The 24,316-nt window shown below is 67.5% G+C and carries 31 protein-coding genes, 1 tRNA gene and 1 pseudogene; 24 read left to right on the top strand and 9 right to left on the bottom strand.

The window, feature by feature from the left end; genetic code table 11:
• Window positions 1–3: 3 nt before the first annotated feature.
• From AC0CH8_RS14135 to AC0CH8_RS14125, 3 genes are all read left to right on the top strand, one after another.
• Entirely contained in the window at window positions 4–177 is a 174-nt protein-coding gene (locus tag AC0CH8_RS14135) for a small multi-drug export protein (protein ID WP_168377296.1), read from the top strand.
• 8 nt (window positions 178–185) lie between these two features.
• Window positions 186–650: a transcriptional regulator NrdR gene (gene nrdR, locus AC0CH8_RS14130; RefSeq protein WP_465240448.1), complete on the top strand. Its 465-nt coding sequence runs from the start codon at window positions 186–188 to the stop codon at window positions 648–650.
• A gap of 81 nt (window positions 651–731) precedes the next feature.
• The gene (locus AC0CH8_RS14125; RefSeq protein WP_465240447.1) at window positions 732–1,892 is read left to right on the top strand and encodes a TrmH family RNA methyltransferase; all 1,161 of its coding nucleotides are present in this window, start codon (window positions 732–734) and stop codon (window positions 1,890–1,892) included.
• On the opposite strand, the gene AC0CH8_RS14120 is transcribed toward AC0CH8_RS14125, so the two are convergent.
• Entirely contained in the window at window positions 1,827–2,129 is a 303-nt protein-coding gene (locus tag AC0CH8_RS14120; protein ID WP_204198544.1) for a chorismate mutase, read from the bottom strand. The genes AC0CH8_RS14125 and AC0CH8_RS14120 overlap by 66 nt on opposite strands.
• 194 nt (window positions 2,130–2,323) lie before the next feature.
• Between AC0CH8_RS14120 and rpsD the strand changes: the two genes are divergently transcribed.
• The 7 genes from rpsD to AC0CH8_RS14085 all read left to right on the top strand — a co-directional run bounded on the left by rpsD (window position 2,324) and on the right by AC0CH8_RS14085 (window position 7,783).
• Window positions 2,324–2,938, top strand: a complete 615-nt coding sequence (gene rpsD / locus AC0CH8_RS14115) for a 30S ribosomal protein S4 (protein WP_204198545.1) — start codon at window positions 2,324–2,326, stop codon at window positions 2,936–2,938.
• A gap of 195 nt (window positions 2,939–3,133) precedes the next feature.
• Window positions 3,134–4,783, top strand: coding sequence for a M28 family metallopeptidase (locus tag AC0CH8_RS14110; RefSeq protein ID WP_465240446.1), 1,650 nt, complete (start codon window positions 3,134–3,136; stop codon window positions 4,781–4,783).
• Window positions 4,780–5,745 carry an agmatine deiminase family protein gene (locus tag AC0CH8_RS14105; protein ID WP_465240445.1) on the top strand — a complete coding sequence of 322 codons (966 nt, stop codon included), beginning with the start codon at window positions 4,780–4,782 and terminating at the stop codon, window positions 5,743–5,745. Before AC0CH8_RS14110 ends, AC0CH8_RS14105 begins: the two co-directional genes overlap by 4 nt.
• Before the next feature lies 1 nt (window position 5,746).
• Complete coding sequence (locus AC0CH8_RS14100; protein WP_465240444.1) at window positions 5,747–6,097, top strand: DUF3147 family protein; 351 nt, start codon at window positions 5,747–5,749, stop codon at window positions 6,095–6,097.
• A gap of 10 nt (window positions 6,098–6,107) precedes the next feature.
• Window positions 6,108–6,956 (top strand): N-carbamoylputrescine amidase, encoded by an 849-nt coding sequence (gene aguB / locus AC0CH8_RS14095; protein ID WP_465240443.1) that lies wholly within the window; start codon window positions 6,108–6,110, stop codon window positions 6,954–6,956.
• Window positions 6,956–7,144 (top strand): hypothetical protein, encoded by a 189-nt coding sequence (locus AC0CH8_RS14090; protein WP_465240442.1) that lies wholly within the window; start codon window positions 6,956–6,958, stop codon window positions 7,142–7,144. The genes aguB and AC0CH8_RS14090 overlap by 1 nt, the downstream gene beginning before the upstream one ends.
• A 252-nt stretch (window positions 7,145–7,396) precedes the next feature.
• Window positions 7,397–7,783 carry a hypothetical protein gene (locus AC0CH8_RS14085; RefSeq protein WP_465240441.1) on the top strand — a complete coding sequence of 129 codons (387 nt, stop codon included), beginning with the start codon at window positions 7,397–7,399 and terminating at the stop codon, window positions 7,781–7,783.
• Here the strand turns inward: AC0CH8_RS14085 and AC0CH8_RS14080 are convergent.
• Entirely contained in the window at window positions 7,764–8,429 is a 666-nt protein-coding gene (locus AC0CH8_RS14080) for a uracil-DNA glycosylase (RefSeq protein ID WP_465240496.1), read from the bottom strand. The genes AC0CH8_RS14085 and AC0CH8_RS14080 overlap by 20 nt on opposite strands.
• A 22-nt stretch (window positions 8,430–8,451) precedes the next feature.
• Between AC0CH8_RS14080 and folK the strand changes: the two genes are divergently transcribed.
• Together folK and AC0CH8_RS14070 are read left to right on the top strand one after the other, a co-directional pair.
• A complete protein-coding gene (gene folK, locus AC0CH8_RS14075) occupies window positions 8,452–8,940 on the top strand; it encodes a 2-amino-4-hydroxy-6-hydroxymethyldihydropteridine diphosphokinase (protein WP_465240440.1) in 489 nt (162 codons plus the stop codon).
• 25 nt (window positions 8,941–8,965) lie between these two features.
• A tRNA-Lys gene (locus AC0CH8_RS14070) sits at window positions 8,966–9,041 on the top strand.
• A 40-nt stretch (window positions 9,042–9,081) separates the two neighbouring features.
• Here the strand turns inward: AC0CH8_RS14070 and AC0CH8_RS14065 are convergent.
• Together AC0CH8_RS14065 and AC0CH8_RS14060 are read right to left on the bottom strand one after the other, a co-directional pair.
• Window positions 9,082–9,606 (bottom strand): GAF domain-containing protein, encoded by a 525-nt coding sequence (locus tag AC0CH8_RS14065; protein ID WP_465240439.1) that lies wholly within the window; start codon window positions 9,604–9,606, stop codon window positions 9,082–9,084.
• 133 nt (window positions 9,607–9,739) lie between these two features.
• Complete coding sequence (locus AC0CH8_RS14060; protein WP_204198554.1) at window positions 9,740–10,063, bottom strand: PilZ domain-containing protein; 324 nt, start codon at window positions 10,061–10,063, stop codon at window positions 9,740–9,742.
• Between the two features lie 57 nt (window positions 10,064–10,120).
• Here AC0CH8_RS14060 and AC0CH8_RS14055 point away from each other — a divergent pair, with 57 nt between their 5' ends.
• Complete coding sequence (locus tag AC0CH8_RS14055) at window positions 10,121–10,789, top strand: phosphatase PAP2 family protein (protein WP_204198555.1); 669 nt, start codon at window positions 10,121–10,123, stop codon at window positions 10,787–10,789.
• Here the strand turns inward: AC0CH8_RS14055 and AC0CH8_RS14050 are convergent.
• Both AC0CH8_RS14050 and galE read right to left on the bottom strand, forming a co-directional pair.
• Entirely contained in the window at window positions 10,769–11,605 is an 837-nt protein-coding gene (locus tag AC0CH8_RS14050) for an HpcH/HpaI aldolase/citrate lyase family protein (RefSeq protein WP_465240438.1), read from the bottom strand. The two genes, AC0CH8_RS14055 and AC0CH8_RS14050, sit on opposite strands and share 21 nt — an antisense overlap.
• Window positions 11,602–12,591 (bottom strand): UDP-glucose 4-epimerase GalE, encoded by a 990-nt coding sequence (gene galE, locus AC0CH8_RS14045; protein ID WP_465240437.1) that lies wholly within the window; start codon window positions 12,589–12,591, stop codon window positions 11,602–11,604. Before galE ends, AC0CH8_RS14050 begins: the two co-directional genes overlap by 4 nt.
• A 68-nt stretch (window positions 12,592–12,659) precedes the next feature.
• On the opposite strand from galE, the gene msrA reads away from it, so the two are divergent.
• Window positions 12,660–13,196, top strand: coding sequence for a peptide-methionine (S)-S-oxide reductase MsrA (msrA, locus tag AC0CH8_RS14040; RefSeq protein WP_465240495.1), 537 nt, complete (start codon window positions 12,660–12,662; stop codon window positions 13,194–13,196).
• 93 nt (window positions 13,197–13,289) lie between these two features.
• Complete coding sequence (locus AC0CH8_RS14035) at window positions 13,290–13,577, top strand: hypothetical protein (RefSeq protein WP_465240436.1); 288 nt, start codon at window positions 13,290–13,292, stop codon at window positions 13,575–13,577.
• Window positions 13,578–13,598: 21 nt separating this feature from the next.
• On the opposite strand, the gene AC0CH8_RS14030 is transcribed toward AC0CH8_RS14035, so the two are convergent.
• Window positions 13,599–14,549, bottom strand: a complete 951-nt coding sequence (locus tag AC0CH8_RS14030) for an L-threonylcarbamoyladenylate synthase (RefSeq protein WP_465240435.1) — start codon at window positions 14,547–14,549, stop codon at window positions 13,599–13,601.
• 40 nt (window positions 14,550–14,589) lie between these two features.
• On the opposite strand from AC0CH8_RS14030, the gene AC0CH8_RS14025 reads away from it, so the two are divergent.
• Complete coding sequence (locus AC0CH8_RS14025) at window positions 14,590–16,305, top strand: acyl-CoA dehydrogenase (protein ID WP_465240434.1); 1,716 nt, start codon at window positions 14,590–14,592, stop codon at window positions 16,303–16,305.
• A 74-nt stretch (window positions 16,306–16,379) separates the two neighbouring features.
• On the opposite strand, the gene AC0CH8_RS14020 is transcribed toward AC0CH8_RS14025, so the two are convergent.
• Window positions 16,380–18,140 carry a fatty acyl-AMP ligase gene (locus tag AC0CH8_RS14020; protein ID WP_465240433.1) on the bottom strand — a complete coding sequence of 587 codons (1,761 nt, stop codon included), beginning with the start codon at window positions 18,138–18,140 and terminating at the stop codon, window positions 16,380–16,382.
• Between the two features lie 84 nt (window positions 18,141–18,224).
• Between AC0CH8_RS14020 and AC0CH8_RS14015 the strand changes: the two genes are divergently transcribed.
• The 5 genes and pseudogenes from AC0CH8_RS14015 to AC0CH8_RS13995 form a co-directional block, all read left to right on the top strand.
• Window positions 18,225–18,794, top strand: a complete 570-nt coding sequence (locus AC0CH8_RS14015; protein WP_465240432.1) for a regulatory protein RecX — start codon at window positions 18,225–18,227, stop codon at window positions 18,792–18,794.
• Between the two features lie 29 nt (window positions 18,795–18,823).
• Window positions 18,824–19,441 carry a cold-shock protein gene (locus AC0CH8_RS14010; protein ID WP_465240431.1) on the top strand — a complete coding sequence of 206 codons (618 nt, stop codon included), beginning with the start codon at window positions 18,824–18,826 and terminating at the stop codon, window positions 19,439–19,441.
• Window positions 19,438–19,926, top strand: a complete 489-nt coding sequence (locus AC0CH8_RS14005; protein ID WP_465240430.1) for a DUF192 domain-containing protein — start codon at window positions 19,438–19,440, stop codon at window positions 19,924–19,926. Before AC0CH8_RS14010 ends, AC0CH8_RS14005 begins: the two co-directional genes overlap by 4 nt.
• A gap of 57 nt (window positions 19,927–19,983) precedes the next feature.
• Window positions 19,984–20,379: an NADH:ubiquinone oxidoreductase subunit NDUFA12 gene (locus tag AC0CH8_RS14000; protein WP_204198565.1), complete on the top strand. Its 396-nt coding sequence runs from the start codon at window positions 19,984–19,986 to the stop codon at window positions 20,377–20,379.
• Window positions 20,380–20,585: 206 nt separating this feature from the next.
• Window positions 20,586–20,819 (top strand): annotated as a pseudogene (locus AC0CH8_RS13995) (DUF2155 domain-containing protein); the annotation flags it as partial.
• 35 nt (window positions 20,820–20,854) lie between these two features.
• On the opposite strand, the gene aat reads toward AC0CH8_RS13995, so the two are convergent.
• Window positions 20,855–21,580 carry a leucyl/phenylalanyl-tRNA--protein transferase gene (gene aat / locus AC0CH8_RS13990; protein WP_465240429.1) on the bottom strand — a complete coding sequence of 242 codons (726 nt, stop codon included), beginning with the start codon at window positions 21,578–21,580 and terminating at the stop codon, window positions 20,855–20,857.
• Window positions 21,581–21,691: 111 nt separating this feature from the next.
• On the opposite strand from aat, the gene AC0CH8_RS13985 reads away from it, so the two are divergent.
• From AC0CH8_RS13985 to AC0CH8_RS13975, 3 genes are all read left to right on the top strand, one after another.
• Window positions 21,692–22,933, top strand: a complete 1,242-nt coding sequence (locus AC0CH8_RS13985; RefSeq protein ID WP_465240494.1) for a multidrug effflux MFS transporter — start codon at window positions 21,692–21,694, stop codon at window positions 22,931–22,933.
• A 64-nt stretch (window positions 22,934–22,997) separates the two neighbouring features.
• On the top strand, window positions 22,998–23,342 hold the full coding sequence (locus tag AC0CH8_RS13980) for a hypothetical protein (RefSeq protein ID WP_204198568.1): 345 nt from the start codon (window positions 22,998–23,000) through the stop codon (window positions 23,340–23,342).
• A gap of 4 nt (window positions 23,343–23,346) precedes the next feature.
• Window positions 23,347–24,081: an MliC family protein gene (locus AC0CH8_RS13975; protein WP_465240428.1), complete on the top strand. Its 735-nt coding sequence runs from the start codon at window positions 23,347–23,349 to the stop codon at window positions 24,079–24,081.
• Window positions 24,082–24,316 lie beyond the last annotated feature (235 nt).

Here is a 24,316-nt window from a genome sequence, read left to right as displayed (position 1 = left end):
GGCATGTCGAAGATCGAAGAAATCCAGAGCGAAGTGAAGAACACCCCTGGCCTGGGGAAGAAGATGGCCAAGTATAGCGCGATCGGCGCCGTGATCGCGATTCCCCTTCCGGTCGTCGGCCCGGTGTTGGGCGCGATCGCGGGCGCGGCATTCGCCTATTCCAAGCGCAAGGGCTGAGCTGCTGAATGCGCTGTCCGTTTTGCAGTCACGAGGACAGCCAGGTCAAGGATAGCCGCTCCACCGAAGATGGAGCGGCCATTCGCCGGCGGCGGCAATGCGAGGCGTGCGGAGCGCGCTTCACGACGTTCGAACGCATCCAGTTGCGCGAACTGACGGTGTTGAAGAGCGAGAACCGGCGCGAGCCGTTCGATCGCGAGAAGCTGATGCGCTCCGTGTCGATCGCCGCGCGCAAGCGGCCGGTCGAGGCCGCGCGGATCGAGAAGCTGGTGACCGGTATTCAGCGCCGGCTGGAGACGCTGGGCGAGGGCGAGGTGACCTCCGCCCGGATCGGCGAGCTGGTGATGGACGGGCTTAAGGGGCTGGATTCCGTCGCCTATATCCGCTTCGCCAGCGTGTACCGCGATTTCAACGAGGCACGTGATTTCGAGGCGTTCGCCGGGGCGGTGGAGGAGGCGGGACGGGCGGAGTAGCGTTTCTGATCGAAAGAACCGTTCGTCCCGAGTAGCGGTCGAGCTTGTCGAGACCGCGTATCGAGGGATAGGTCCCGTCGCATGACCTTCTGGACGTACATCCTCCGCTGCTCCGACGGCAGCTATTATACTGGGCATACCGACGATCTGGAGCGCGGCGTCGGCCAACATCAGGCTGGCGAGATACCGGGTTATACACAGACGCGCCGCCCGGTTGCGCTGATGTGGTCGCAGGAGTTCCCCTCGCGTCAGGAGGCTCTCGCATCCGAGACGCAGGTGAAGGACTGGTCCCGCAAGAAGAAGGAGGCGCTGTTCCGGGGAGATTGGGACGGCGTGTCGGAGGCGGCTCGCAAGGTCGCTCGATACGGCGTCTCGACGGGCTCGACGCCTACTCGAGACGAACGGGAGGTGGAGATCGCTAGCGGCGGCGAGCGCAGTCGAAACACCTTCCCGAGCACCACCCCACCCCCCGTCATCGTCCTCGTCCGCCCCCAACTCGGCGAGAATATCGGCAAGGCGGCGCGGGCGATGCTGAATTTCGGGCTGGTCGATCTGCGGCTGGTCGCGCCGCGCGACGGGTGGCCGAACCCCGCCGCCGGGCCGGCCGCGTCGGGGGCGGACATCGTCCTCGAAGGCGCGCAGCTGTTCGACACCGTTGCCGACGCCGTGGCCGACTGCGCGCATGTCTATGCCACCACCGTCCGCAAGCGCGGCGTCACGAAGCCGGTGGTCAAGCCCGACGAAGCGGCCACGGCGATCCACGCCGGTCCCGGCCGGTCGGCGATCCTGTTCGGACCGGAGCGCTCCGGGCTCGAAACCGACGATGTCGCCGTGGCGCGGACGATCATCACCGTGCCCATCAATCCCGAATTCGGGAGCCTGAACCTTGCGCAGGCGGTGATCCTCGTCGCGTACGAATGGTCGAAGTATCAGGATCTGGCGCAGCCGCCGGAAACCGAGCTGCCGGAACCCGCGCCGCAGGAGGAGCTGGACGGCATGATCGGCCAGCTCGACGCGATGCTCGTTCACGCCAATTTCTACTTCCCGCCGGCGCGTACCGAAACCACGCGGCGAACATTGCGAACGCTGCTGACGAAGCCGGGCTGGTCGACGCAGGAGGTGCGAACGCTGCGTGGCATCCTGTCCGCGCTCGACGGCGCGAAGATGCGGCGGAATTCAGCCGCGCCGATCGAAGGCGGCGAGTTCGTACGCGATCGAGACCTCGACGAGCCGCTCCCATAGATCGGCGATCGCATCGGCCGGCAGGTCGTGCGCTTCGGCGTCGGCACGGGCGTTGGCGATCACCTCCGCCTTGCGCGCCTCGTCGCGGACGTGGCCGCGCTCCGGCTTGATGCGGGCGGCGGCGTCCATATAGCCGAACCGGCGGGCGAGCAGGGCCACCAGCTCGCGATCGGTCGCATCCACGCCGGCGCGGACCTCGGTCATCGTGGAACAGTCGGCGGGCGCGAGGATCGTCATGATCGGCCTAGTGGCTCGCGCTGCGCCGCCTGTCCAGCAGGCGCGCCATTCTTGACTTCGCCTGTACCCTCGGCTAGGCGCGCCGCTTCGCAATGGCTCCGCACTCCGGTGAAGCGGCGGCCCTGCCTTTTCCTCCTGGAAATCCAGCAGAGCGATACCGGAACCAACGTTGTTCGTGATTGCAAGGAATATACATGTCGAAGCGCCATAGCGCCAAGCACAAGCTCGACCGCCGGATGGGCGAGAACATCTGGGGTCGTCCGAAGTCCCCGGTGAACAAGCGTGAATACGGCCCCGGCCAGCATGGTCAGCGCCGCAAGGGCAAGGTGTCCGATTTCGGCATCCAGCTGCGCGCCAAGCAGAAGCTGAAGGGCTATTACGGCGACGTCACCGAGAAGCAGTTCCGCGCGTGCTATCACGAGGCGGCCCGCATGAAGGGTGACACCAGCCAGAACCTGATCGGCCTGCTGGAGCAGCGCCTCGACATGATCGTCTATCGCGCCAAGTTCGCGCCGACGATCTTCGCGGCCCGTCAGATCGTCAGCCACGGTCACATTCGCGTCAACGGCGTGAAGTGCAACATCGCGTCGCGTCGCTGCTTCGTCGGTGACGAGATCACGCTGGGCACGAAGGCCAAGGAAATGGCGCTGGTGCTCGAGGCGCAGGGTCTCGCCGAGCGTGAGATCCCCGACTATGTCGCGCCGGACGGCAACGCCAAGATCACCTTCGTGCGCGTGCCGACGCTGGACGAAGTGCCTTATCCGGTGAAGATGGAGCCGAATCTGGTCGTCGAGTTCTACTCGCGCTAAGACGAGCTTGGTCCGATGGCGCGGTGTTCCGCGCCGCTTCGGATGCAAAAGAAAGGGCGGTCCTGAGGGGCCGCCCTTTCTCGTTATGGCGGGTGCGCTTACCCAAGGCATGGAGCATTCCTCCGCCATAGCGAGGTTGCCGACGCCGCGGCCCGCTGGCAGATGGTGGCTAACCCATCGCTCAGCGGAGCCGCCATGATCCCGACCCTATCGCGCACGATGCTCGCCGCACTCGCCCTGTCCACCAGCATTGTGGCGCATGCGCAGACCGCCCCCGCCATCGCTGTCGACACGCTGAAGACGGTGACGAAGGAACTGTCCGACGACAGCTACGAAGGCCGCGCGCCGACGACTCCGGCCGAAGCCAAGACGGTCGACTACATCATCGCGCAGATGAAGGCGGCGGGGCTGAAGCCCGGCAACAAGGGCCAGTGGACGCAGGACGTGCCGATGGTGGAGATCACCGCGGCCAACGTTACGCCGATGACGTTCGCAGGGGGCAAGACGCCGGTCAGCATGGCGTATCGCACGGACGTGGTCGCGGGTACGTACCGCGTGACGCCGCGCGTTGCGGTGAAGGACAGTCCGGTCGTCTTCGTCGGCTATGGCATCAACGCGCCCGAGAAGGGCTGGAACGACTATGCCGGGCTGGACGTGAAGGGGAAGACGGTCGTCATCCTCGTCAACGATCCCGACTGGCAGACAATGACGCAGGACGGCCCATTCGAGGGTCGTGCGATGACCTATTACGGTCGCTGGACCTACAAGTTCGAGGAGGCCGCGCGGCAGGGCGCGACCGCGGCGATCATCGTTCACGATACGGAGCCGGCGGCCTATCCCTGGGGTGTCGTCCAGTCGTCGTGGACGGGTCCGCAGCTGGAGCTGGACGAGAAGGGCGACCATATGGACCAGAGCCAGGTCGTGGGCTGGATGCAGCTCGCCAAGGCGCGCGAATTGTTCGCCAGCGCCGGCAAGGACTTCGCGGCGCTCTCCGCCGCCGCCAAGGTCAAGGGCTTCCGCGCGGTGCCGCTCGGCGTGAGCATGTCCGTCGGCTTCGACACGACCGTCCGGCGTCAGGCTTCGAAGAACGTGCTGGGCGTGCTGCCGGGTACGGCGGATCCGAACGCCTATGTCCTGTACACCGCGCACTGGGATCATCTCGGCCGCTGCGACGCGGTGGATGGCGACGACATCTGCAACGGCGCGGTCGACAACGCCAGCGGCATCGCAGGGCTGATCGCGCTGGCGCAGGCCAATGCCGAGGCCGGACCGGCGAAGCGGTCGATCGGGTTTCTGGCGGTGACGGCGGAGGAGTCGGGGCTGCTGGGCTCGCGCTATTACGCGGAGCATCCGGTATTCCCGCTGGCGCAGACGGTCGGCGGCGTGAACATGGATTCACTGAACGTTGCCGGCCGCGCGCGCGACTTCGTGCTGACGGGCGCGGGGAAGTCGCAGATCGAGGATCTGGTGAAGCCGATCGTCGCCGCGGAGGGGCGCACGATCTCGCCCGAGCCTAGCCCCGAGAAGGGGCTCTACTATCGCTCCGACCATTTCTCGTTCGCCAAGCTGGGCGTGCCGATGCTTGATGGAACATCGGGAGAGAACCTCGTCGTCGGCGGCCCCGCGGCGGGCAGGAAGGCGGCGGAGGATTACACCACCAATCGCTATCATAAGCCGGCGGACGAGTATGACGCGAACTGGGACTGGTCGGGGGCGGTATCGGACCTGACGATCTACTATAATCTCGGTCGCAAGCTGGCGGACGACACGACGCTGTGGCCCAACTGGTACCCGACGGCCGAGTTCAGGGCGGCGCGCGACAAGAGCCGGGGAAGCGCACGATGACCAACTGCCCGCCTGCCGAATGGGCCTTGCACGAAGCCGTCTGGATCGGCTTTCCCAGCCATCCCGAACTATGGGAGGACGACCTCGACCCCGCGCGCGAAGAGGTCGTCGCGTTCGCTCGTGCCGTCCATGCCGACGGGCGCGGGGAGCGCGTAATCCTCGTCTGTGCGGACGGCGAGGCGGAGAAGGCTGCGGCCCAACTCGCGCCGTTCGCGGAGACGCTGGTGGAACCGTTCGGCGATATCTGGTTGCGCGACACCGGTCCGATCCTGCGCGGTGACGGTGGGGCGGCGCTGTTCCGCTTCAACGGCTGGGGCGGCAAGTACGACCTGCCGGGCGACGACAGCATCGGCGGCCGTCTCGCCGCCAGCCGCGAGGTTCCGGCGGAGGCGCATGATTGGGTGCTGGAGGGCGGTGCGATCGACGGCGACGGGACCGGCATCGTCGTCACGACCGAGCAATGCCTGCTCAATCCCAACCGCAATCCCGGCGCGACGCGGGCCGCGACCGAGGAGCGGCTGAAGCGCGATCTCGGTTTTCGGGAGGTCGTGTGGCTGGGCGAGGGGCTGCTGAACGACCATACCGACGGGCATGTCGACAACCTCGCGCGGTTCGTTGCGCCGGGACGCGTCGCCATTCCCGAGCCGGCGGAGAACGACCCGAACTGGCAGGTGTACATGCATGCCCGCCGCGATCTGGAAGCGGCGGGGCTGGAGGTGGTGACGATCCCGTCGCCGGGCCGCGTACTGCGCGACGAGGCGATCGTGCCGGCCAGCTACATGAACTTCTACATCGGCAACGCCGCTGTCGTGGTGCCGCTGTACGGTGCGCAGAACGACGATGCCGCGGTCGCCGCGATCCAGGCGTTGTTCCCCACGCGCGAGGTGGTCGGTCAGCGTGCGGACCACGTCCTGACCGGCGGCGGCAGCTTCCACTGCATATCGCAGCAGATCCCGGCCTGACATGCTGGCCTTCGTCGTTCGGGCGGCGCTGTCGGGCGTGATCGTCGCGCTCGTGGCGTCGATCGCGCGGCGCAGTCCGGCAGCGGGCGCGCTGATGGCATCGCTGCCTTTGGTGTCGGTGCTCGGCATGATCTGGCTGTGGCGCGACACGGGCGACCGCGTGCGGATGGCGGCGCATGCGGAGGCGACCTTCTGGTACGTGCTGCCGTCGCTTCCCATGTTCCTGTTGATCCCGGCGCTGCTCCGCCACGATGTCGGCTTTCCGCTGGCGCTGGCCGCGGGGTGCGTGCTGACGATGCTTCTTTACCTCGCCACCGTCGCGATTGCGGCGCGCTTCGGCGTCACGCTGTAGGACTGAACCGATGACCCAGATCACCGTCGCCGCCTTGCAACTGGCGTTTTCCGACGACCTCGAAACGAACATCGCCAACGTGTCGCGGCTGGTCCGCGAGGCGGCCGGACAGGGCGCGCAGGTGATCCTGCCACCGGAGTTGTTCGAGGGCGAATATTTCTGCCGCGTCGAGGACGAGGGGCTGTTCGCCAATGCCAAGCCGGTCGGCGAGCACAAGGCGGTCCTGGCGATGCAGGCCCTCGCCGAGGCGCTGCGGGTGACGATCCCGACCAGTTTCTTTGAGGTGGACGGGCCGCATCATTATAATTCGCTGGCGATGATCGGCCCGGACGGGGAGGTGCAGGGCGTCTATCGCAAGAGCCACATCCCCGACGGACCCGGGTACGAGGAAAAATTTTATTTCCGCCCGGGCAACACGGGCTTCAAGGTCTGGCCGCATCCCGCCGCGACGCTCGGCGTCGGCGTGTGTTGGGACCAGTGGTACCCCGAAACCGCGCGCGCGATGATGCTGATGGGCGCTGAAGTGCTGTTCTACCCCACCGCTATCGGCAGCGAGCCGCACGATACTTCTCTCGATACGGCAAGGCTTTGGCGGCGGGCGATGGTCGGTCATGCGGTGTCGAACGTGGTCCCGATCGTCGCCGCCAACAGGATCGGTACCGAACATGGCCAGACCTTCTACGGCACCAGCTTCATCGCGGATGAGCGCGGCGACATCGTCGCGGAGTTGGGCCGCGAGGAGGAAGGGGTGATCGCAGCCACGCTTGATCTCGACCGCATCAAGCGGCACCGTGCCGCCTTTGGCTTCTTCCGCGATCGGCGGCCGGAGCTTTACGGCAGGTTGGTGGAGGATCGGTGATGCTGGCAGCGGCGGTGACCTTCCTTCTTGCCGCCGCCGCCATGTCGTCGTTGACGGCTCCACAGCAGACGCTTCCGCCGCCGGCGACGGTGCCGTCTGACGACATCGTTGTCGATGGTTTGCGGGATATCGACGATCCGGCGTCGGCCGTAACGCATTCGACGCTCGGGAGCGGACGTACCGGCTGAGGAGCGCGGCGAAGTCAGGAGGCTCTGACGCTAGCGTCGCGATTTGCGACATGCGCCATCAAAAAAGATGCGGCTACTTCTTTATTGCGCGGAGCACTGGACGGTGCGATCAACGGCGCGGGTCAGCGGTTTGCCCAGGCTCGCCTTGTCCAGACGCGATCGGGATGCGCCCAAGACGCCGAAATCGCTAGGCAAACGGGCGTAGCCACGATTATCGACGGGTACGATACGACCTATTATGACCGGGGGGCGATGTTCATCCGCGCGATCACTTTGTTCGCGCCCGACCTTCACCTAGCAAAATCGCAAACGGCTGATCCCGGCGTGCAGGCGCTTTTCAACGCTCGGGAGATCGAGCTCGCGAAATTCCGGCTTCCGGTAGATCGTACATATTTCGAAATGGCGATCTGCCTCGTACGCCTGCAGCCTGAACTGTCCGTCCGTTTGGTCAAGACCGACGATGCCAGCCAGATCGCCCGGCTGGAGGCGTTAATTGTGAATGGTGGTCTCGCCTGCGTCGGCAATGCCAAACGCGTCTATTTCGACCCTTCCCAATTCCGCATGTACATCGCCGATGCGGTTTATCGTTGGGCGGTCGCGGCCAAGGGTGTCGACAGTCTCATTCCGGCCGACGCCTGACTTCCACGGCCCGCGCGAAGACGGCTTCGAACATTTCGGTCGTCAGGCGGCCGGTGTTCTGGTTGTAACGTGAGCAGTGGTAGCTATCGATCAGCGTCACGCCGCTCGGCATCAGATGTTCCGCCAGATGACCGAACTTTGCCTTTGGCAGGCGCCCGCCGAGGACCTTCACCGCCGATTGATGTGCGATCTGCCCAAGCGCCACGACCACGCGGACATTCGGCAGCACGCCCATTTGGCCAGCCAGGAAGGGGCGGCAGGTGTGTATTTCCTCCGGCGTCGGCTTGTTGGCCGGCGGCAGGCACTTGACCGCGTTGACGATGATCGCGCCGGTCAGCGCCAGATCGTCCTCGGGTGCCCCCGCATAGACGCCCGTCGCCAGTCCGTATTTCGCCAGCGTGGAGAATAGCAGGTCGCCCGAATAGTCGCCGGTGAAAGGGCGCCCGGTACGGTTCGCGCCATGTTTGCCGGGCGCCAGTCCGACGATAGCGAGCCACGCCGCCGGATCGCCGAACGCGTTGACCGGGGAGTTCCACCAGTCCGGATACTCGGCGCGCAATGCCGCGCGCACGCCGACGAGCCGCGGACAGAGCGGGCAGTCGCGGGGCGGTTCGGTGTCGGCGATGGGGGAGGGTGCGAAATACATCATTCCGAGGTAGGTCGGCACGGTGTCCCCGGCAACGCCCCCCTATCGCTACGTCGTCGCGCTCGGTTCGAACCGGCGGGGACGATATGGCAGCCCGACGCAGGCGATTACGGTCGCGCTGGAGCAGATCGGCGGGGTGCGCGCGGTGTCGCCGGTGATCGCCACCGCGCCGCTCGGTCCTTCCATCCGCCGTTTCGCCAACGCCGCGGCTGTGGTCGAAACGGTCGAGAGCCCCCCGGCACTGCTCGCCCGGCTGAAGCGCATCGAGCGCGCGCTCGGCCGGCGGGCGGGGCGCCGCTGGGGCGCGCGAGCGATCGATCTGGATATCGTCCTGTGGTCAGGAGGGCAGTGGCGCCGTCGATCGCTCATGATCCCGCATGCTGCCTATGCCGCGCGAGCGTTCGTGCTGACGCCGGTGACCGCGATCGCCCCCGATTGGCGCGACTCCCGTACGGGCAGAACGATGCGCCAGATGTCGTCGCTGGTTGACCGCCGCCGACCATCCACCTAGGTCCGGCCGCGGCACGCGATGGCCGGGGTCCGTAGCTCAGTTGGTAGAGCAAGCGACTTTTAATCGAGAGGTCCCGGGTTCGAGCCCCGGCGGACCCACCATCGCCTGCCGCTTGGCCCGCGCATGGACGGACGGCGGCGTTCAGTCGCTGGAGACGAACTCGCGGAGTTCTTCCAGCCTGACCATCACGGCCGCGGCGAGGTCGCGGAACTGCTGCTCCTGCCGCTGCGTCACGCCGGTGCGGGGAAGGGGATCGAAAGCGCACAGAGCGCCGAGCGGCTGCCCGTGATCGTCGCGCAAGACCGCACCGACGTAGAAGCGCAGCATGCCGTCGACCACCGCAGGGTTGCCGGCGAACCGCGCATCCTGTCCGGCATCGGGGACGAGGAATACATCGTCCGACGCGACGACGGTGTGTCCGCAGAACGACGTGCGCCGGCTGTAGACGCCCGGCTTCAGCCCGGCAGTCGCGATCAGATACTGCCATTCCTGGTGGACGATCGACACCGCGGCCACCGACGTGCCGAGCGACGCGCGGGCGCGTTCGACCAACCGGTTCAATTCGGGATCGTCGATGATTTCCAGCGCGCCCGATGCGATGACGGCGCGCGAGCGTTCGTCCTCGTCATGAGGCTCTGGCGGCGGGGTATAGAAAGTAATGCCCACGGGCCGCTCCTCGTCTGCGATACACACGCTGCACCAAAATGGTTGCATAACAGCTACAATGGGGCAAACTGTATCGGAACAGAAATGGTTCATCGTCACCGCCGGAACGGTGCAGAAAGCCGGCGACCTGTTGTCAGTGAAGTTGCGAAACACTCATCCCGGCCAGCCTTTGTACGACGAGCGGATGCAGCGGTCGCAGGAATTCGACGCCAAGACCCAAATGATGGCACCACCGGACGCGCGCGCCGACCGGTTCGAGGGTCGGGATCGTGACCGTCAGGTGCGCGCCGTCGGCCATGTACAGGCCGGTCGCGATGCGGCATCCCCCGGTCGACAGATCGACGAGGTCGGCGGCGACCTTGCGCACGGCGGAGCTACAGATGGTGGATTGCAACCGGACCGGGATGCGCAGCGCGCCGCGCCCGTCCCGTTGCGGTTCGACACGCTGGATGGTCATCGCCGGGGTCCTGCAAGCTGTCCGATCATGAGCCGCACGATAGGAGAAACATCGTAAATGAAAGCTGAAGGCGCGCACCGTCGGCCCTTGCCGCCGTTGCTGGCGGGAGCAGCCACTGCATCGGTGGCGGTGGCCCTGCTGCTGATCGCCGGCACGCTGCTCGGGCGGTGGCCGCTGGCGTGGGACCAGACGATCCTGACGAATTTACGCGCATGGGGCGGGCCGCGGTGGCTCGGCAAAGTGGCGGTGGACCTGACCGCGCTTGGCGGCGGCACCGTGCTGACGCTGGCGGTCGCGCTGGTGGCGGGCTTGCTGCTGGTGCGGCGACTGTGGCTGACGGCAGCGGCGATCGTCGTGGCCTGCGCGTCCGGGGCTTGGCTGGTGGGGCTGGCGAAGGACATCGTCGGGCGGACGCGCCCGGATGTCGTCGCGCATCTGGTGCCGGTCTCCAGCGCCAGCTTTCCGAGCGCGCACGCAGCGAACAGCGCGATCGTGTACCTGACCCTCGCCGCGCTCGCCAGTCAGGTCGCGCCGGAACCACCAATTCGGCGCTATCTGATGACGTGTGCGATCCTGCTGGTCGGGGCGATCGGGCTCAGCCGGGTGTATCTGGGCGTGCACTGGCCGTCCGACGTGCTGGCCGGGTGGAGCTTCGGGACGCTCTGGACACTCGGCAGCTGGTGGGCGACCGCGCGTATCCGCGCGTCAATCGGCGGCGAGCGCTAGCAGGCGGCGGGCCGCCTTCAGATGCGGCGCATCGACCATCCGGCCGTCGAGTTGCAACGCGCCCGCGCCGGGGTTCGCCGCGAACAGGTCGACGATCGCCTGCGCCCTCGCGAGCTCCTCGGGCGTGGCCGAAAAAGCGGCGTTGATGATCGGCACTTGCGCCGGGTGGATGGCCATCATGCCGGTGAACCCATCGCGCCGTCCGCGTGCGGCATAGCTGGCAAGGCCGTCGAGATCCCGGAAATCCGGGTACACCGTCTCGATCGCCGCCACGCCCGCCGCGTGCGCGCCGAACAGCGTGAGCGACCGCGCCAGCTGGTAGGGCGCGGTATAGCTGCCGTCCTGCTCTCGCGAGGTTGTGGCGCCGATCGCCGCAGGCAGATCTTCCGCGCCCCAGGTCAGGCCGGCAAGCTGACCCGAGACGGCGGCATAGTCGCCCAGCCGGAACAATGCCGAGGGCGTTTCCGTTGCGATCGGCAGAATCGGGGTGCCCGGCAGCCGCTCCGCCAGCGTCCGAACGCCGTCTGCACCCTCCGCCTTGGGCAGGACGATGCCGTCCGGGACAGCGCGCAGGATCGCCGCAAGATCGAGCGCCGCTTCCTCGCCATCCAGCGGATTGATGCGGACGAAGAGCGTCGGGCCATGCCCGCGTCGGCGCGTGACGAAATCGGTGACCGCGTCGCGCGCGATCGGCCGGGCCGGCGGCGCGACCGCATCCTCCAGATCGAGGATCAGCGCGTCGGCCCCGAGAGTCAGCGCCTTTTCCATTCGTTCCGGCCGGTCGCCGGGTACGAACAGCAGCGAGCGCAGCCTCATACGCCGCGTTCGGCCAGTGCGCGCTCCCACGCCAGCGCATCGCGGACGATCAGGTCGAGGTCGTCGCGTTCCGGCCGCCAGTCGGTCGCCGCCAGAATCGCACGGTTGTCGGCGATCAGCTCCGCGGGGTCGCCGGCGCGGCGCCCTTCGTAGCGGCGCGCGATCGTGACGTTCGTGACGCGGGCGACGGCGTCGAGCACCTGATTGACGGAAAAGCCGCGACCATAGCCGCAGTTGAGCGTGTGGCTGCGCGCCGGCTCGCTGCGCAACAGGGCAAGGGCGGCGACATGCGCGGCGGCGAGGTCGCTGACGTGGATGTAATCGCGCACGCCGGTGCCGTCCGTGGTCGGGAAGTCCGTACCGAAGACCGCGACGCTGTCGCGCTTGCCCGTCGCCGCCTCGACCGCGACCTTGATCAGGTGAGTCGCGCCCGCCGTCGACTGGCCGGTACGCCCCTGCGGGTCCGCGCCTGCGACGTTGAAATAGCGCAGTGCCGCATAGTTGATCGGGTGGGCGGCCGCGACATCGCGCAACATCGTCTCCGTCATCAGCTTCGACATGCCGTACGGGTTGATCGGCACGGTCGGGTCGCCCTCCGCCACCGGCACCTTGTCCGGCGTGCCGTAGGTCGCGGCGGTGGAGGAGAAGATGAAGTGCTTCACGCCCTCCGTCACTGCACTCTCGATCAGGGAGCGCGAAGCCGCTGTGTTGTTGCGGTAGTATTTGAGCGGATCGCTGACGGACTCCGGCACCACCACCGATCCTGCGAAGTGGAGGATCGCGTCCACGTCGTGCCCGCGGATCGCAGCGCGCACACGGCCCTCGTCCGACACGTCGCATTCGATCAGCGTCGCGCGGTCGTCCACCGCCCAGTCGAAACCGGTGACGAGATTGTCCACGACGACGACCTCCGCCCCCGCATCGAGCAGCGCCAGTACGGCGTGGCTGCCGATATAGCCCGCACCGCCCGTCACCATCACCGCCATCGTCGCATGCTCCCTGACCCTTACGGTGGCCCTAGCGACTTCCTATCTGCCGATCAAAGGAGACGATGATGACCAAATATGCCACGTTGGCCGGTGGTTGCTTCTGGTGCACGGAAGCGGTGTTCAAGGACGTGATCGGCGTCGAAAGCGTCGAGAGCGGCTATATCGGCGGGCATGTGCCCGATCCGACCTACAAGCAGGTGTGCGGCGGCGACACGGGTCATGCCGAGGCGATCCGGGTCGGCTACGATCCCGACCAGCTTCGCTATGCCGACCTGCTCGACATCTTTTTCGCGACGCATGACCCGACGCAGCTGAACCGTCAGGGCAACGATGTCGGGACGCAGTACCGCTCGGCGATCTTCCCCGCCGACGAGGCGCAGGAAACCGAAGCGCGCGCCGCGATCGAGCGAGCGGGCGAAACGGGAGGAAAGATCGTGACGACGATCGAGCCGATGACGACGTGGTACCCGGCGGAGGGTTATCATCAGGATTATTGGGAAACGTCGGGCCGGTCGAACCCGTATTGCATGGCCGTCATCCCGCCCAAGCTGCAAAAGCTGCGGAAGAGCTTCGCGGCGCGGTCACGGGCGGTGAGTGTCTGATCGCAAGGCGCTCTCGCCGAGGAACGATCATGGATCAGGATCGCTGATGCCGACCGTTCCGGACCCGGAGCGATGCCAACAGGACATTTTCCGATGAAAGCCATCCTCCCGCTCGCGTGCCTGTCGTTGCTCGCCCTGCCGCTGGCTGCCTGCGGGGGCAAAGGTGACGACAAGCTGGCCGAACGGGTGGAGGATGCCGCCGACAACCGCGCCGACTCGCTGGAAGCCATGGCGGACAATCTTCAGGAGCGGGCGGAGCGGACGCGCGATGTGGGCGAACAGCGTGCCGACGCGATCGACGCGGCCGATGTGAATGCCCAGGCCATGTCGCCGGAGCGCAAGGCGGACATCGTCGCCAACGAGGCAGCGGCCGTTCGCTAACGGCAATCGCGCTGGCGACGTCTAGCGCGTCGCGGCGCGGGCGAGGCGGTCGTTGATCGCCTCGCCGATGCCGTCCGATGGAATGGGAGCAACGGCGATGCGCGCCTTCGGCGAGGCATCGGCCCGGTGCAGGGCATCGAACAGCTGTGCTGCCGCCGCCACGGGGTCGCTGCTGGCCGAGAGCGTCTCGTCACCGAGAATCGCTCCGAACCCGATCAGCCATTCGTCCGGCTCGGCCGTCAGGGCGTTCAACCGCAGAGGCTTGTGCGGCGCGTAGTGCGTCGCAAGCTGGCCGGGTGCGACGATGTCGCCGGCCAGAAGCGGCGGGGATCGCGTCCCGCCGGGTGCCGACAACGACAGGACCGACATCAGGTTCGCCGAGGTGATAGGTCCGGGCCGCAACACGTCGCGCCCCATGACGATCGTCGATTCCAGCCCGGCCGCGCACGGTCCGTCGTCGATCACCAGCGGTACCGCGTCCCCGAGGCTGGCGACGACATGCTCCGCTCGGGTGGGGCTGATGCCGTTGCTGCGATTGGCGGACGGAGCGGCCAAGGCGCGACCGCTCGCCGTGATCAGCGCCTGCATGGCTCGGTGTGCCGGTATGCGGATGGCCACAGTCCCCAAGCCGGCCGTGACGATCGACGCAACCGGAGCACCGGGGCGCAGTGGCAGCACCAGCGTCAGCGGCCCCGGCCAGAACGCCGCCGCCAGCGCGCGCGCATCGTCGTCGAACTCCGCCAGCGCGTCGGCCGCCGCGAGGTCGCCGACATGCACGATCAGGGGGTTGAACGCCGGACGACCCTTGGCCGCGTAGATGCGCGCCACCGCCGCCGAATCGCTGGCGTCGGCAGCGAGGCCGTAGACGGTTTCGGTGGGCACCGCGACGATCCCGCCGCCCCGGATCATGTCCGCCGCCGCCGCGATCGCCGCCGGGCCGTAGGGGAAGATGGAGGCGTTTGGAGCGGTCATCGCCGCGGGCTATAGCCTTGCCAAACACAGGAGAGAAATCTTGGCCTTCGCAGCCCCCGTCGCGGAACAGCGCTTCGTCCTCGATCACGTCGTCGGCCTGCCCGAACTTGCCCGAACCGACCTGTTCGCCGCTGCGAGCGAGGACGTGGTCGATGCCGTGCTGGAAGGCGCCGGCCAGTTCGCAGAGGGTGAGTGGGCGCCGCTCGCGAAGGTCGGCGATACCGTGGGCGCGACCTGGACGACCAAGGGCGTGATCATGCCGGCGGGCTATCCGGAGGCGTACCGCGCCTATGTTGAGGGTGGCTGGGGCACGATCGGCGCGCCGGAAGCGTGGGGCGGTCAGGGGCTGCCCTTCGCGCTCCAGACCGCGGTGCTGGAGACGCTGGGCGGGGCCAATACCGGTTTCGCCTTGTGCCCGACGCTGACGGTGGGGGCGATCGAGGCGCTCCGGCATCACGGATCGCCGGAACAGCAGGCGCTGTACCTGCCGCACCTTGCGACCGGGGAATGGACGGGGACGATGAACCTGACCGAACCGCAGGCGGGCAGCGATGTCGGCGCGCTGCGGACGATGGCGACGCCGCGCGGCGGCAACCAATGGTCGATCAAGGGGACGAAGATCTACATCTCGTTCGGGGACCACGACATGGCCCCGAACATCGTCCACCTCGTGCTGGCGCGGACGCCCGACGCGCCGCCGGGCACGCGCGGCATTTCGCTGTTCCTCGTGCCGAAATACCGGCTGGATGCGGACGGGAAGCCGGGCGCGTTCAACGACGTCCGCGTCGTGTCGATCGAGCACAAGATGGGGCTGCACGCCTCCCCCACCTGCGTGCTGTCGTTCGGCGATCACGACGAGTGTCTCGGCGAGCTGATCGGGCCGGAGCATGGCGGCCTGCGGGCGATGTTCACGATGATGAACAACGCGCGCCTCAACGTTGGGCTTCAGGGCGTGCAGATCGCGGAGGGCGCGACGCAGGCGGCGGTCGCCTATGCACTGGACCGCGTGCAGTCGGCGCGGGCGGGGTCGCCGGACAAGGCACCGATCCGCATCGTCGATCACCCCGACGTGCGCCGCATGCTGCTGCGGATGAAGGCGCAGACGCAAGCGGCGCGGGCGTTGGTCTATTACGCGGCGGGACAGGTCGATCGTGCGACGCTGGGCGATGCGGCGGCGAAGGGGCGGCTGGAACTCGTCACGCCGCTGGCGAAGGCGCACGCGACCGATCTCGGCAACGAGGTCGCGAGCATCGGCATCCAGGTGCACGGGGGCATGGGCTATATCGAAGAGACGGGGGCGGCGCGCTTCTTCCGTGATGCGCGGATTACACCGATCTACGAAGGGACGAACGGGATTCAGGCGGCCGATCTGGTGGGGCGTAAGCTGGGGCTGGAGAACGGCGCGGTGTTTGCGGCGCTGATCGCTGACATGCGGGCGGAGGCGAAGACGGCGGGTTTGGTCGAGCTGGTCGAGGCGTGCGACGCCGCCGGTCGCCGGCTCGCCACCGCGGACGCCGACGACAAGCTGGCGGCGAGCTATCCGTTCCTAACGATGCTGTCGGTCGCGACCTGCGGCTGGCTGATGGAGCGCGAGGCCGCGGCGGCGACCGGGGATGACGACTTTGCGACGATGAAGCGGGCGAGCGCGCGCTTCTATCTGGAGCAGATCGTGCCGGAGGCGCTGGGGCTGGTCGCGGCCGCGAATGCGTCGGCGGAGGCGCTCTATGCGGTGCAGGCGGAGATGTTTGCGGCGTAGCGTTTGCTAGCCGAGCCGCGTCGGCCGTCACCCCTTTTGTGCAAGTGACGGCGGACGCGGAAGACCCCCGTCTATCAGGCGGCGATATCGTACGGCTTGATCTCGCCCGCCAGATACAGGTTCCGGGCCTTGGCGCGGCTGAGCTTGCCCGAGCTGGTGCGAGGCAGGGTGCGCGGCGGGATCAGTTCTACCACGCAGTTCATGCCGGTGACCGAGCGGACCCGCTCGCGGATCGCATCGCGGAGGCGCGTGCGCTCCGCATCGTCGCTGCTGCGGCACTGGACGAGGACGGCGGGGGTTTCCTCGCCGCCCGGCGTGGTGATCGCAAAGGCGGCGATGTCGCCGGCCTTGAAGCCGGGGATCTGCTCGACGGCCCATTCGATGTCCTGCGGCCAGTGGTTCTTGCCGTTGACGATGATCATGTCCTTGGCGCGGCCGACGATGTAGACATAGCCGTCCGACAGATAGCCCATGTCGCCGGTGTCGAGCCAACCGTCCTGCATGCACGCCTCGGTCGCGGCGGGGTCGCGGAAATAGCCGACCATGACTGACGGACCCTTGCACCAGACCTTGCCGATCGCACGATCGGGCAGGGGCGTGCCGTTCTCCTGACGGATCTCGACCACCATGTCGCGCACCGGCTTGCCGCAATTGACGATCGCGCGGAACCGCTGCGGCCGGCCATTGTCGTTCGCGCCGTTGTCGTGCGTGCCTGACAGTTCGGTTTCCTCGACCAGTTCAACGCGGATACCCTCGCCCGGCGGCATGATCGACACCGCCAGCGTCGCTTCCGCCAGCCCGTAGCTGGGGAGGAACGCCGACGCCTTGAAACCCGCATCGGCGAAGGCGTCGACGAACGACTGCATCACGTCGGGGCGGATCATGTCGGCACCGTTGCCGGCGACGCGCCAGCGCGACAGGTCGAACCGATCCGACGCTTTGGTCTGCGACGACATGCGACGCGCGCAGATGTCGTAACCGAAAGTCGGCGAATAGCTGAGCGCGGTGCCCTTGTGCCGGCTGATGAGGTCGAGCCACGCGAGCGGACGGCGAGCGAAATCCTCCGTCTTCAAATAGTCCGTCGACACCTGATTGGCGACCGGCGACAGGAAGCAGCCGACGAGGCCCATGTCGTGATACCAGGGCAGCCAGCTGATGCAGCGATCGGTACCGTCGATCTGCATCCCGTGGCTGTGCGCTGCGAGGTTGTTCAGCAACGCCTCGTGCGTGATGGCGACGCCGTGGGGGAAACGGGTCGAGCCGCTGGAATATTGCAGGTAAGCGACCTGATCGCCAGTCGCGGCGGGCAGCGCCACGTCGGGCACCGCGCGCGCGCCGAATTCGGCCCAATCAACGCCGGTGGTATTCGCCAGCGCCGCCGCCGCGCCGGCCATCTCGGCCAATTCGGGCGGGTAGATCAGCATCGACGGATCGCAACTCGACAGCTGGACGCGCAGTTGTTCAATATAGCTGTCGCGGCCACCAAACGACGTCGGCAGCGGCAGCGGCACGGGCCACGCGCCGGCGTAGACGACGCCGAAGAACAGGGCCGCGAATTCGGCGGACGTCTCGGCGACGAGCGCGACGCGATCCTCGGGCTTGATACCGGCCGCGATGAGGCGACGGGCAGCGTCGAGCGCGTCCGTCCGCAGCTCCGTGAAGGGGTAACCGCGCACCAGCGTGCCGCGTGCGTCATGGAAATTAAGGCCGCGTTTACCGGATGCAGCGTAATCCAGAGCCTCGCCCAGCGTGGCGAAATCCGCGTAACGGCGGGGCAGCGAATCCTCGGTCGGCGTCGCCTGGGGCGCGTCCATCGGGGTTTGCGTCTCGGTCATCGACGGGTCTTGCCTTCTCTTGGTCTTCCGGCGCGAAACGCGCCAACGTTCCTCTTCACGGCCCAGTGTGGCACAATCAAGGCCATGCGACGCCCCAATCGTGCCGATGCCCGGCCCATTCCGCCCCTCGACGCCGCGTCGCTGGAGCGGCTCGCCCTGCGCTATGTCGAACGGTTCGCCACAACACAGGGCAAGCTGGTCGACTATCTGAAGCGCAAGATCCGCGAGCGCGGATGGGAGGGCGAGCCTGCCGATACGGTCGCGATGGCGGCGAAGATGGCGGATCTGGGCTATGTCGACGATCGCGCCTGGGCGGAAGCGAAGGCGTCGGCGCTCGGCCGGCGCGGGCTGGGGGCGGGGCGGGTGCGGCAGGCGCTGTCCGCCGCGCGTGTCGGCGAAGCGGATGCCAGTGCCGTCGCACCAGCCGTGGCAAAGGAGGCGGTGGAGAGCGCGTTGCGGCTGGCGAAGCGGAAACGGATCGGGCCGTTCGCGCTTGCACAAGCGGACCGGCCGTTGCGACAGAAGCAGTTGGCGACGATGATCCGGGCAGGTCACGGCTTCGCGCTGGCGCGGGCGATCGTCGATTCTGCGCCCCGTGAGGGTGACGATCTGGATAGTTTTACCGACCTGATGCATTGCAGCGAAGATGAATGATGCTAGTCAGGCCGCGCCAGGGGTGACTTATGCAAGTTGACGTGCAGCAGGGGGGCGAACCCGGAAGTGGCGCCGAGCCTGTTGCAGTCGGCGGCGTCATCAAATGGTTCGATGTGACCCGGGGCTTTGGGTTCGCGGTAGCCGACGATGCGGCGATCGGCGACATCCTCGTTCATTTCAGCGTGTTGCAGCCGCACGGCCGCCGCAGCCTGCCCGAGGGTGCGCGTGTCGAGGCGATGGCGGTGCAGCGCGGTCGCGGCTTTCAGGCGCGCGAAATCGTCGCCATCGACCTCTCCGGTGCCGTCGAGGAAACGCCGCCGCGTCGTCCGACCGTGGCCGGCCGTATCGATCCCGCATCGCTGATCGAATCAGCGGGGCCGCTGGAACCGGTCAGCGTGAAGTGGTTCAACAGATTGAAAGGATACGGTTTTCTGGTCCGATCGTCGGACGGTCGCGACGTATTCGTGCATATGGAGACGCTGCGTCGCGGCGGCGTCCCGTCGGTCGAGCCGCAACAGCCGCTGCTCGCGCGCATCGTCGACGGCGACAAGGGGCCGCTCGCGGTGCTGGTCGAGGACGCGAACGACGACCTTGGCGGTAAGGGCTTCAGCGACGGGTCAGACATGGCGGCGGAGGACGAAGCATGATGCGGTCGATGACGCTATCTTTGGCGGCGAGCGTGCTGGCCCTGACCGGCTGTTCGCGCGGCGACGGCGATGCGGCGACCGTGTCGCGCACCACGACGATCCCGGTGAAGATCGCCGCGAACGGTCGCGTGCAGGTGTTCCGCGCCGAACTGGCCCGGACCAAGGAGGAGCAGGCCACGGGTCTGATGTTCCGCACCAATCTCGCCCCCGATTTCGCGATGCTGTTCGCCCCCTACCCGGCGGAAGGCGGCGGGCCGCGGGAGGCGAGCTTCTGGATGAAGAACACGCCGAGCCCGCTCGACATCGTCTACATCCGCGCGGACGGCACGATCGCGCGCATCGCCGAGAATACGGTGCCGTTTTCCGAAACGCCGATCGCGTCGGGGGAGCCGGTGGCCGCGGTGCTGGAGGTTCGCGGCGGGCGTACCGCCGAACTGGGCATCGGCGAGGGCGACAAGGTGTCGTGGACTATGCCCCGGCCCTGACCATCGTAGAAGCCGTCATGGTTGAAGGTGGGCGGCAGGCGAGGTAAGCGACGCATCATGGGCATCAATCGCAATCCCTTCACCTGGTGGAACGGCGCCTCCTGGGGCACGTGGTTCTACGGTCTTCGCGGCATGAAGCAGATGGGCGAGGATTCGCTCGGCAACGTGTATTTCGAAGGTCGCAAGGACACGTACGGCAATCCGCGCCGCTGGGTGATCTACAACGGCTCGAACGATGCCAGCCGGGTGCCGCCCGCCTGGTTCAGCTGGCTGCATCATCAGGTCGACGACGTGCCCGATCGTGCGCTGCCCGCGCCGCGTGCGTGGCAGAAGCCGGCGGTCGCCAACCTGACCGGGACGGCGCTCGCCTATCGTCCTTCGGGGTCGCTGGAGAAGGGCGGCCGGCGTGCGGCTGCGACGGGCGACTATGAAGCCTGGACGCCGGAGGGGTGAACCGACGCTGGATCGCCGCGGCAGTGCTGGTCGCGGCGCTGCTGGGGGTCGGTGGCTGGTTCGGCTATCGCGCGCTGGAAGACCGGAATACGCCTGCGCCCGTTCACCGCGTCGAGCAGGTCGTTCCCGAAGGTCCGCCACCCGCGGCGAGCGGGATCGAGACGATCGACGCGGGCGAGGACGCGGTCGCCAATGGCGGCACGCCGATGGCGCAGCGCGTGGCGGTGCTCGGCCTGCTGAACAAGCGTAACGGCGAAAGTCGCGAGATCACGCTGAAGCCGGGTCAGACGACGCGGATCGGTGATGTCGTGGTACGGCTGCGCGCGTGCGAGAAGACCGCGCCGTGGGAGCAGGACCAACTGACCGGTGCCTTTGCGCAGGTGATCGTCCGCGGTTCCGATGCGAAGTGGCGGCGTGCGTTTTCGGGTTGGCTGTTCAAGGAGCGGCCGGGCCTGAACGTGGTACAGCACCCGATCTACGACGTGTGGACCAAAAGCTGCACGATGTCCTTTCCCGATAAGGGTGCGGATACCGAGGCGCTGACATCGACCAAGCGGTCGAGCGCGCCGAAATCAGCGGCCCCGGCTGCGGACCAGGGCGATGGCCCCGCCGACGACGACGCGCCGGTCGAAAGCGCCGCGCCCAGCAACGCAACGTAGTCGTCGCGGTCGATCTCGACCGCGCCGAGCGAGGCGAGGTGCGAGGTCTGGAACTGGCAGTCGAGCAGGGTAAACCCGCCGACGCGCAGGCGGGCGATCAGCCACGCGAGCGCGACCTTCGACGCGTCGGTCGCGCGGCTGACCATGCTCTCCCCGAAGAACGCGCGCCCCAGCGCCAGCCCGTAGAGGCCGCCGACCAGCCGGTCGCCGTCCCAGCATTCGACCGAATGCGCGTAACCGCGATCATGCAGATCGAGGAACACGCGCTCGATTGCGGTGCTGATCCACGTTTCCGGCCGATCGGTGGCGCTTTCGGCGCAGAGGCGCAGCACGGCCTGGAAGTCGGCGTCGGCGGTGACCCGGAAGCGATCGGCGGCGATCCGGCGGCGCAGCGAGCGCGACAGGTGGAAACCCTCCAGCGGGAGGATCGCGCGGCGGCGCGGCTCTACCCAATACACGTCGTCCGCATCGCGCGCGTCCGCCATCGGGAAGACGCCGACCGAATAGGCGCCGAGGACGAGGTGGGGATCGAGCATGGTCATCGGATGCAACTACCGTGGCGATGCGCGCGACGGTCGGCAAGAGGCTGTCCCATCGATGTCATGAACGGCCGGGGTTCCGCGACGGGCGAGGAATGGGTACGGGCGGGCATCATGTCAGACCAGACCCACCCCGCGCCGGAACTTCCGGTGGAGCCACTCGGCGCGCCGATCGGCTTTGCCGAATTCGTGGCGCTGGTCGCGGCGCTGATGGCACTGGGTGCGCTGGGCACCGACGCGATGTTGCCGGCGCTGCCCGCGATCGGCGAGGCGCTGGGCGTGGCGAGCGCGAACGACCGGCAGTTCGTGGTGTCGGCATTCCTCGGCGGGTTCGGCGTTGCGCATCTGGTGCACGGGCCGCTCGCGGACCGGTACGGGCGGCGGCGTGTGCTGTTGTTCGCGCTGGCGGGCTATGTCGTCGCCAATGCCGCCGCGGCGGTGGCGGGCAGCTTCACGCTGCTGCTGGTGGCGCGAGTGGCCGGCGGGGCCTGCGTCGCGGCGACCCGGGTCGCGACGATCGCGCTGGTTCGCGACTGTTATCACGGCCGGGCGATGGCGCGCGTCATGTCGATTGCGTTCATGGTGTTCATGATCGTGCCGGTGCTGGCCCCGTCGATGGGGCAGGCGGTGCTGCTGTTCGGCGACTGGCGGACGATTTTTTGGGTGATCGCCGGGGCGGGGGCGGTGATGTTCGCGTGGCTGGGCTTGCGCATGCCGGAGACGTTGCGGCCGGAGGCGGCGCTGCCGATCCACCCGCGGCGGATCGTCGCCGGGTGGCGCACCGCGCTGACCGACCGGCAGTCGATCGGCTACACGCTGGCCGCGACGATGCTGCTGGGGGCGCTGTACGGATATCTGAACACGATCCAGCAGATCATGTTCGATGTGTTCCGCCATCCGCAGCTGCTCGCCGCAGTGTTTGCGGGGACGGCGGCGACGATGGCGGCGGCGAACCTGCTCAACGCGCGGATCGTGATGCGGCTGGGCACCCGGCGGATCGCCCAGAGCGCGCTGGTGGTGCTGATCGCGACGGGCGCGGTGCACTGGACGCTCGCCGGACTGGGGGTGGATTCGCTGATCGCGTTTTCCGTGTTGCAGGCGATTACGATGGCGAGCTTTGCGCTGGCCTCGTCCAATTTCTCGGCGATGGCGATGGAGAATATGGGCGCGATCGCCGGCACGGCGTCGAGCGTGCAGGGCTTCATCAGCATCACCGCCGGCGTCCTGATCGGCGCCGTCATCGGGCAGGCGTTCGACGGATCGGTCGTGCCGATGGTCGCAGGCTTCCTGATCGCCGGCGTGATCGCGCTGGCACTGGTCGCCGTGATCGAGCGCGGCCGATTGTTCCGCGCCTAGGCAACGGAACCGCCACGCCGATCCCGCCGTTCGACCTTGCACAGATCAAGAAGAGGACGACGACATGGGCGGTCAGCAGATTCCCGGCCACGGCACCGGCGACGACGGTTGGGACGAGGAAGGCTATGACGAGAGTCAGCGCGCCGAGATCCTGGAGGCCACGCGCAACGGCCCGACCGACGGCATCGTCCTGACCGACCTCGACCCGGATCTCGGCGACGAGGACAGCGAGGGCGAGCCGATCGACGATCTCGACATGACCGATGACGAGGTCGGCGAGACCGATGCGTCGGTGAAGATGGACGAGGACGACATCGACGAAGACGACGTTCAGGAGGAACTGGACGACGGCAGCATCGACGATGACGAAGACCTCGACGACGCCGACGACGTCGCGCTGAAACCCTGACGGGGTGCGCAGCGCCCTGATCGGCATCGCATCGGCCGCGATCGGTATCGTCGCGGCCGGCTGTACGAACGGGGTGGAGTCCGCCGCAGTGGCGAGCAACACCGTCGACCTGTCCGCCGTCGCCAGGGACGCGGTCGCGGACATCGGCAATTACTCGGCGGTGGCACCCATCCCCGCCGACGAGCAAGCGGCGGGCGATGTCGTCCGGGGCATGTTTGCGGCTTTGCTCGACCGGCGTTGGGATGCGGCCCGCGCGGCGTGGCGTGACCCGGCGTCGGCGCACCGGCTGGAGGGTGAGCGCCGCGGCTACGACCGTTTCATGGCGGAGGTCGGGCGCGCCGTGCCGGACGGCCGGACCGACGACATGGCCGTGCCGCTGGAGATCGTCGCGACCCCGGCCAAGGGTGTGCAGCAACTCTATGTCGGCGAGGCGGCGTTGATCCGCGAGCCTGCCACGACCGGTCGCTGGCGCATCGATCGCGTCGAATTGTCGCCGGCCATGCCCGCACGCGCTGCCGCGACCTATCGGTGCACCGGCGGGGCGATCCTGAGCGTCGCTTTCGACAATCGGCGACAGACGGCGGTAGCGACATCCGGGCGTGCGACCTGGCGCCTGGAGCAGCAGCGAGCGGCGTCGGGGATCGCCTATTCAGGTGACGGCGCGCTGTTGCGCGGCAAGGGCCGCGATGCCGACTGGTCGGTGCGCGGCGGTTCCATAGTGCGCTGCCGCACGGTCTAGCGCCGCGTCGCCGACCGCGATCGATGTGGCGGGAACATGGCGGGAGTGGCGGAAAGCCTCGCTTTTGACATGGTTTATTCACCTGCGTGACAGGAACCGTGTCGTTCCGGCAACACAGGCCGAAAAGCGCCGCGCCTTGAAACCTTGCGCTGCAACAAACCTGTCACTGAACGCTTCTGCATGCCTGGATCGGGTCTGGATCGACCCCGACACCGACCGGATAGTTAAACCAACA

This window comes from Sphingomonas sp. AC435, from assembly GCF_979253005.1.
This window is presented reverse-complemented; position numbering and strand designations above follow the sequence as displayed.

What these genes read in the sequence shown, in the direction of transcription:
- nrdR (WP_465240448.1), top strand. Translation starts at nt 186, where the DNA reads ATGCGCTGTCCGTTTTGCAGTCACGAGGACAGCCAGGTCAAGGATAGC.
- AC0CH8_RS14090 (WP_465240442.1), top strand. Translation starts at nt 6,956, where the DNA reads ATGCTGGCAGCGGCGGTGACCTTCCTTCTTGCCGCCGCCGCCATGTCG.
- galE (WP_465240437.1), bottom strand. Translation starts at nt 12,591, where the DNA reads ATGGCGGTGATGGTGACGGGCGGTGCGGGCTATATCGGCAGCCACGCC.
- AC0CH8_RS14105 (WP_465240445.1), top strand. Translation starts at nt 4,780, where the DNA reads ATGACCAACTGCCCGCCTGCCGAATGGGCCTTGCACGAAGCCGTCTGG.
- AC0CH8_RS14080 (WP_465240496.1), bottom strand. Translation starts at nt 8,429, where the DNA reads ATGTATTTCGCACCCTCCCCCATCGCCGACACCGAACCGCCCCGCGAC.
- AC0CH8_RS14060 (WP_204198554.1), bottom strand. Translation starts at nt 10,063, where the DNA reads ATGACCATCCAGCGTGTCGAACCGCAACGGGACGGGCGCGGCGCGCTG.
- aguB (WP_465240443.1), top strand. Translation starts at nt 6,108, where the DNA reads ATGACCCAGATCACCGTCGCCGCCTTGCAACTGGCGTTTTCCGACGAC.
- AC0CH8_RS14110 (WP_465240446.1), top strand. Translation starts at nt 3,134, where the DNA reads ATGATCCCGACCCTATCGCGCACGATGCTCGCCGCACTCGCCCTGTCC.
- AC0CH8_RS13985 (WP_465240494.1), top strand. Translation starts at nt 21,692, where the DNA reads ATGTCAGACCAGACCCACCCCGCGCCGGAACTTCCGGTGGAGCCACTC.
- msrA (WP_465240495.1), top strand. Translation starts at nt 12,660, where the DNA reads ATGACCAAATATGCCACGTTGGCCGGTGGTTGCTTCTGGTGCACGGAA.
- AC0CH8_RS14030 (WP_465240435.1), bottom strand. Translation starts at nt 14,549, where the DNA reads ATGACCGCTCCAAACGCCTCCATCTTCCCCTACGGCCCGGCGGCGATC.
- AC0CH8_RS14135 (WP_168377296.1), top strand. Translation starts at nt 4, where the DNA reads ATGTCGAAGATCGAAGAAATCCAGAGCGAAGTGAAGAACACCCCTGGC.
- AC0CH8_RS14020 (WP_465240433.1), bottom strand. Translation starts at nt 18,140, where the DNA reads ATGACCGAGACGCAAACCCCGATGGACGCGCCCCAGGCGACGCCGACC.
- AC0CH8_RS14055 (WP_204198555.1), top strand. Translation starts at nt 10,121, where the DNA reads ATGAAAGCTGAAGGCGCGCACCGTCGGCCCTTGCCGCCGTTGCTGGCG.
- AC0CH8_RS14015 (WP_465240432.1), top strand. Translation starts at nt 18,225, where the DNA reads ATGCGACGCCCCAATCGTGCCGATGCCCGGCCCATTCCGCCCCTCGAC.
- AC0CH8_RS14010 (WP_465240431.1), top strand. Translation starts at nt 18,824, where the DNA reads ATGCAAGTTGACGTGCAGCAGGGGGGCGAACCCGGAAGTGGCGCCGAG.
- AC0CH8_RS13980 (WP_204198568.1), top strand. Translation starts at nt 22,998, where the DNA reads ATGGGCGGTCAGCAGATTCCCGGCCACGGCACCGGCGACGACGGTTGG.
- AC0CH8_RS14035 (WP_465240436.1), top strand. Translation starts at nt 13,290, where the DNA reads ATGAAAGCCATCCTCCCGCTCGCGTGCCTGTCGTTGCTCGCCCTGCCG.
- AC0CH8_RS14005 (WP_465240430.1), top strand. Translation starts at nt 19,438, where the DNA reads ATGATGCGGTCGATGACGCTATCTTTGGCGGCGAGCGTGCTGGCCCTG.
- AC0CH8_RS14100 (WP_465240444.1), top strand. Translation starts at nt 5,747, where the DNA reads ATGCTGGCCTTCGTCGTTCGGGCGGCGCTGTCGGGCGTGATCGTCGCG.
- aat (WP_465240429.1), bottom strand. Translation starts at nt 21,580, where the DNA reads ATGACCATGCTCGATCCCCACCTCGTCCTCGGCGCCTATTCGGTCGGC.
- rpsD (WP_204198545.1), top strand. Translation starts at nt 2,324, where the DNA reads ATGTCGAAGCGCCATAGCGCCAAGCACAAGCTCGACCGCCGGATGGGC.
- AC0CH8_RS14085 (WP_465240441.1), top strand. Translation starts at nt 7,397, where the DNA reads ATGTTCATCCGCGCGATCACTTTGTTCGCGCCCGACCTTCACCTAGCA.
- AC0CH8_RS14050 (WP_465240438.1), bottom strand. Translation starts at nt 11,605, where the DNA reads ATGAGGCTGCGCTCGCTGCTGTTCGTACCCGGCGACCGGCCGGAACGA.
- AC0CH8_RS14120 (WP_204198544.1), bottom strand. Translation starts at nt 2,129, where the DNA reads ATGACGATCCTCGCGCCCGCCGACTGTTCCACGATGACCGAGGTCCGC.
- AC0CH8_RS14125 (WP_465240447.1), top strand. Translation starts at nt 732, where the DNA reads ATGACCTTCTGGACGTACATCCTCCGCTGCTCCGACGGCAGCTATTAT.
- AC0CH8_RS14000 (WP_204198565.1), top strand. Translation starts at nt 19,984, where the DNA reads ATGGGCATCAATCGCAATCCCTTCACCTGGTGGAACGGCGCCTCCTGG.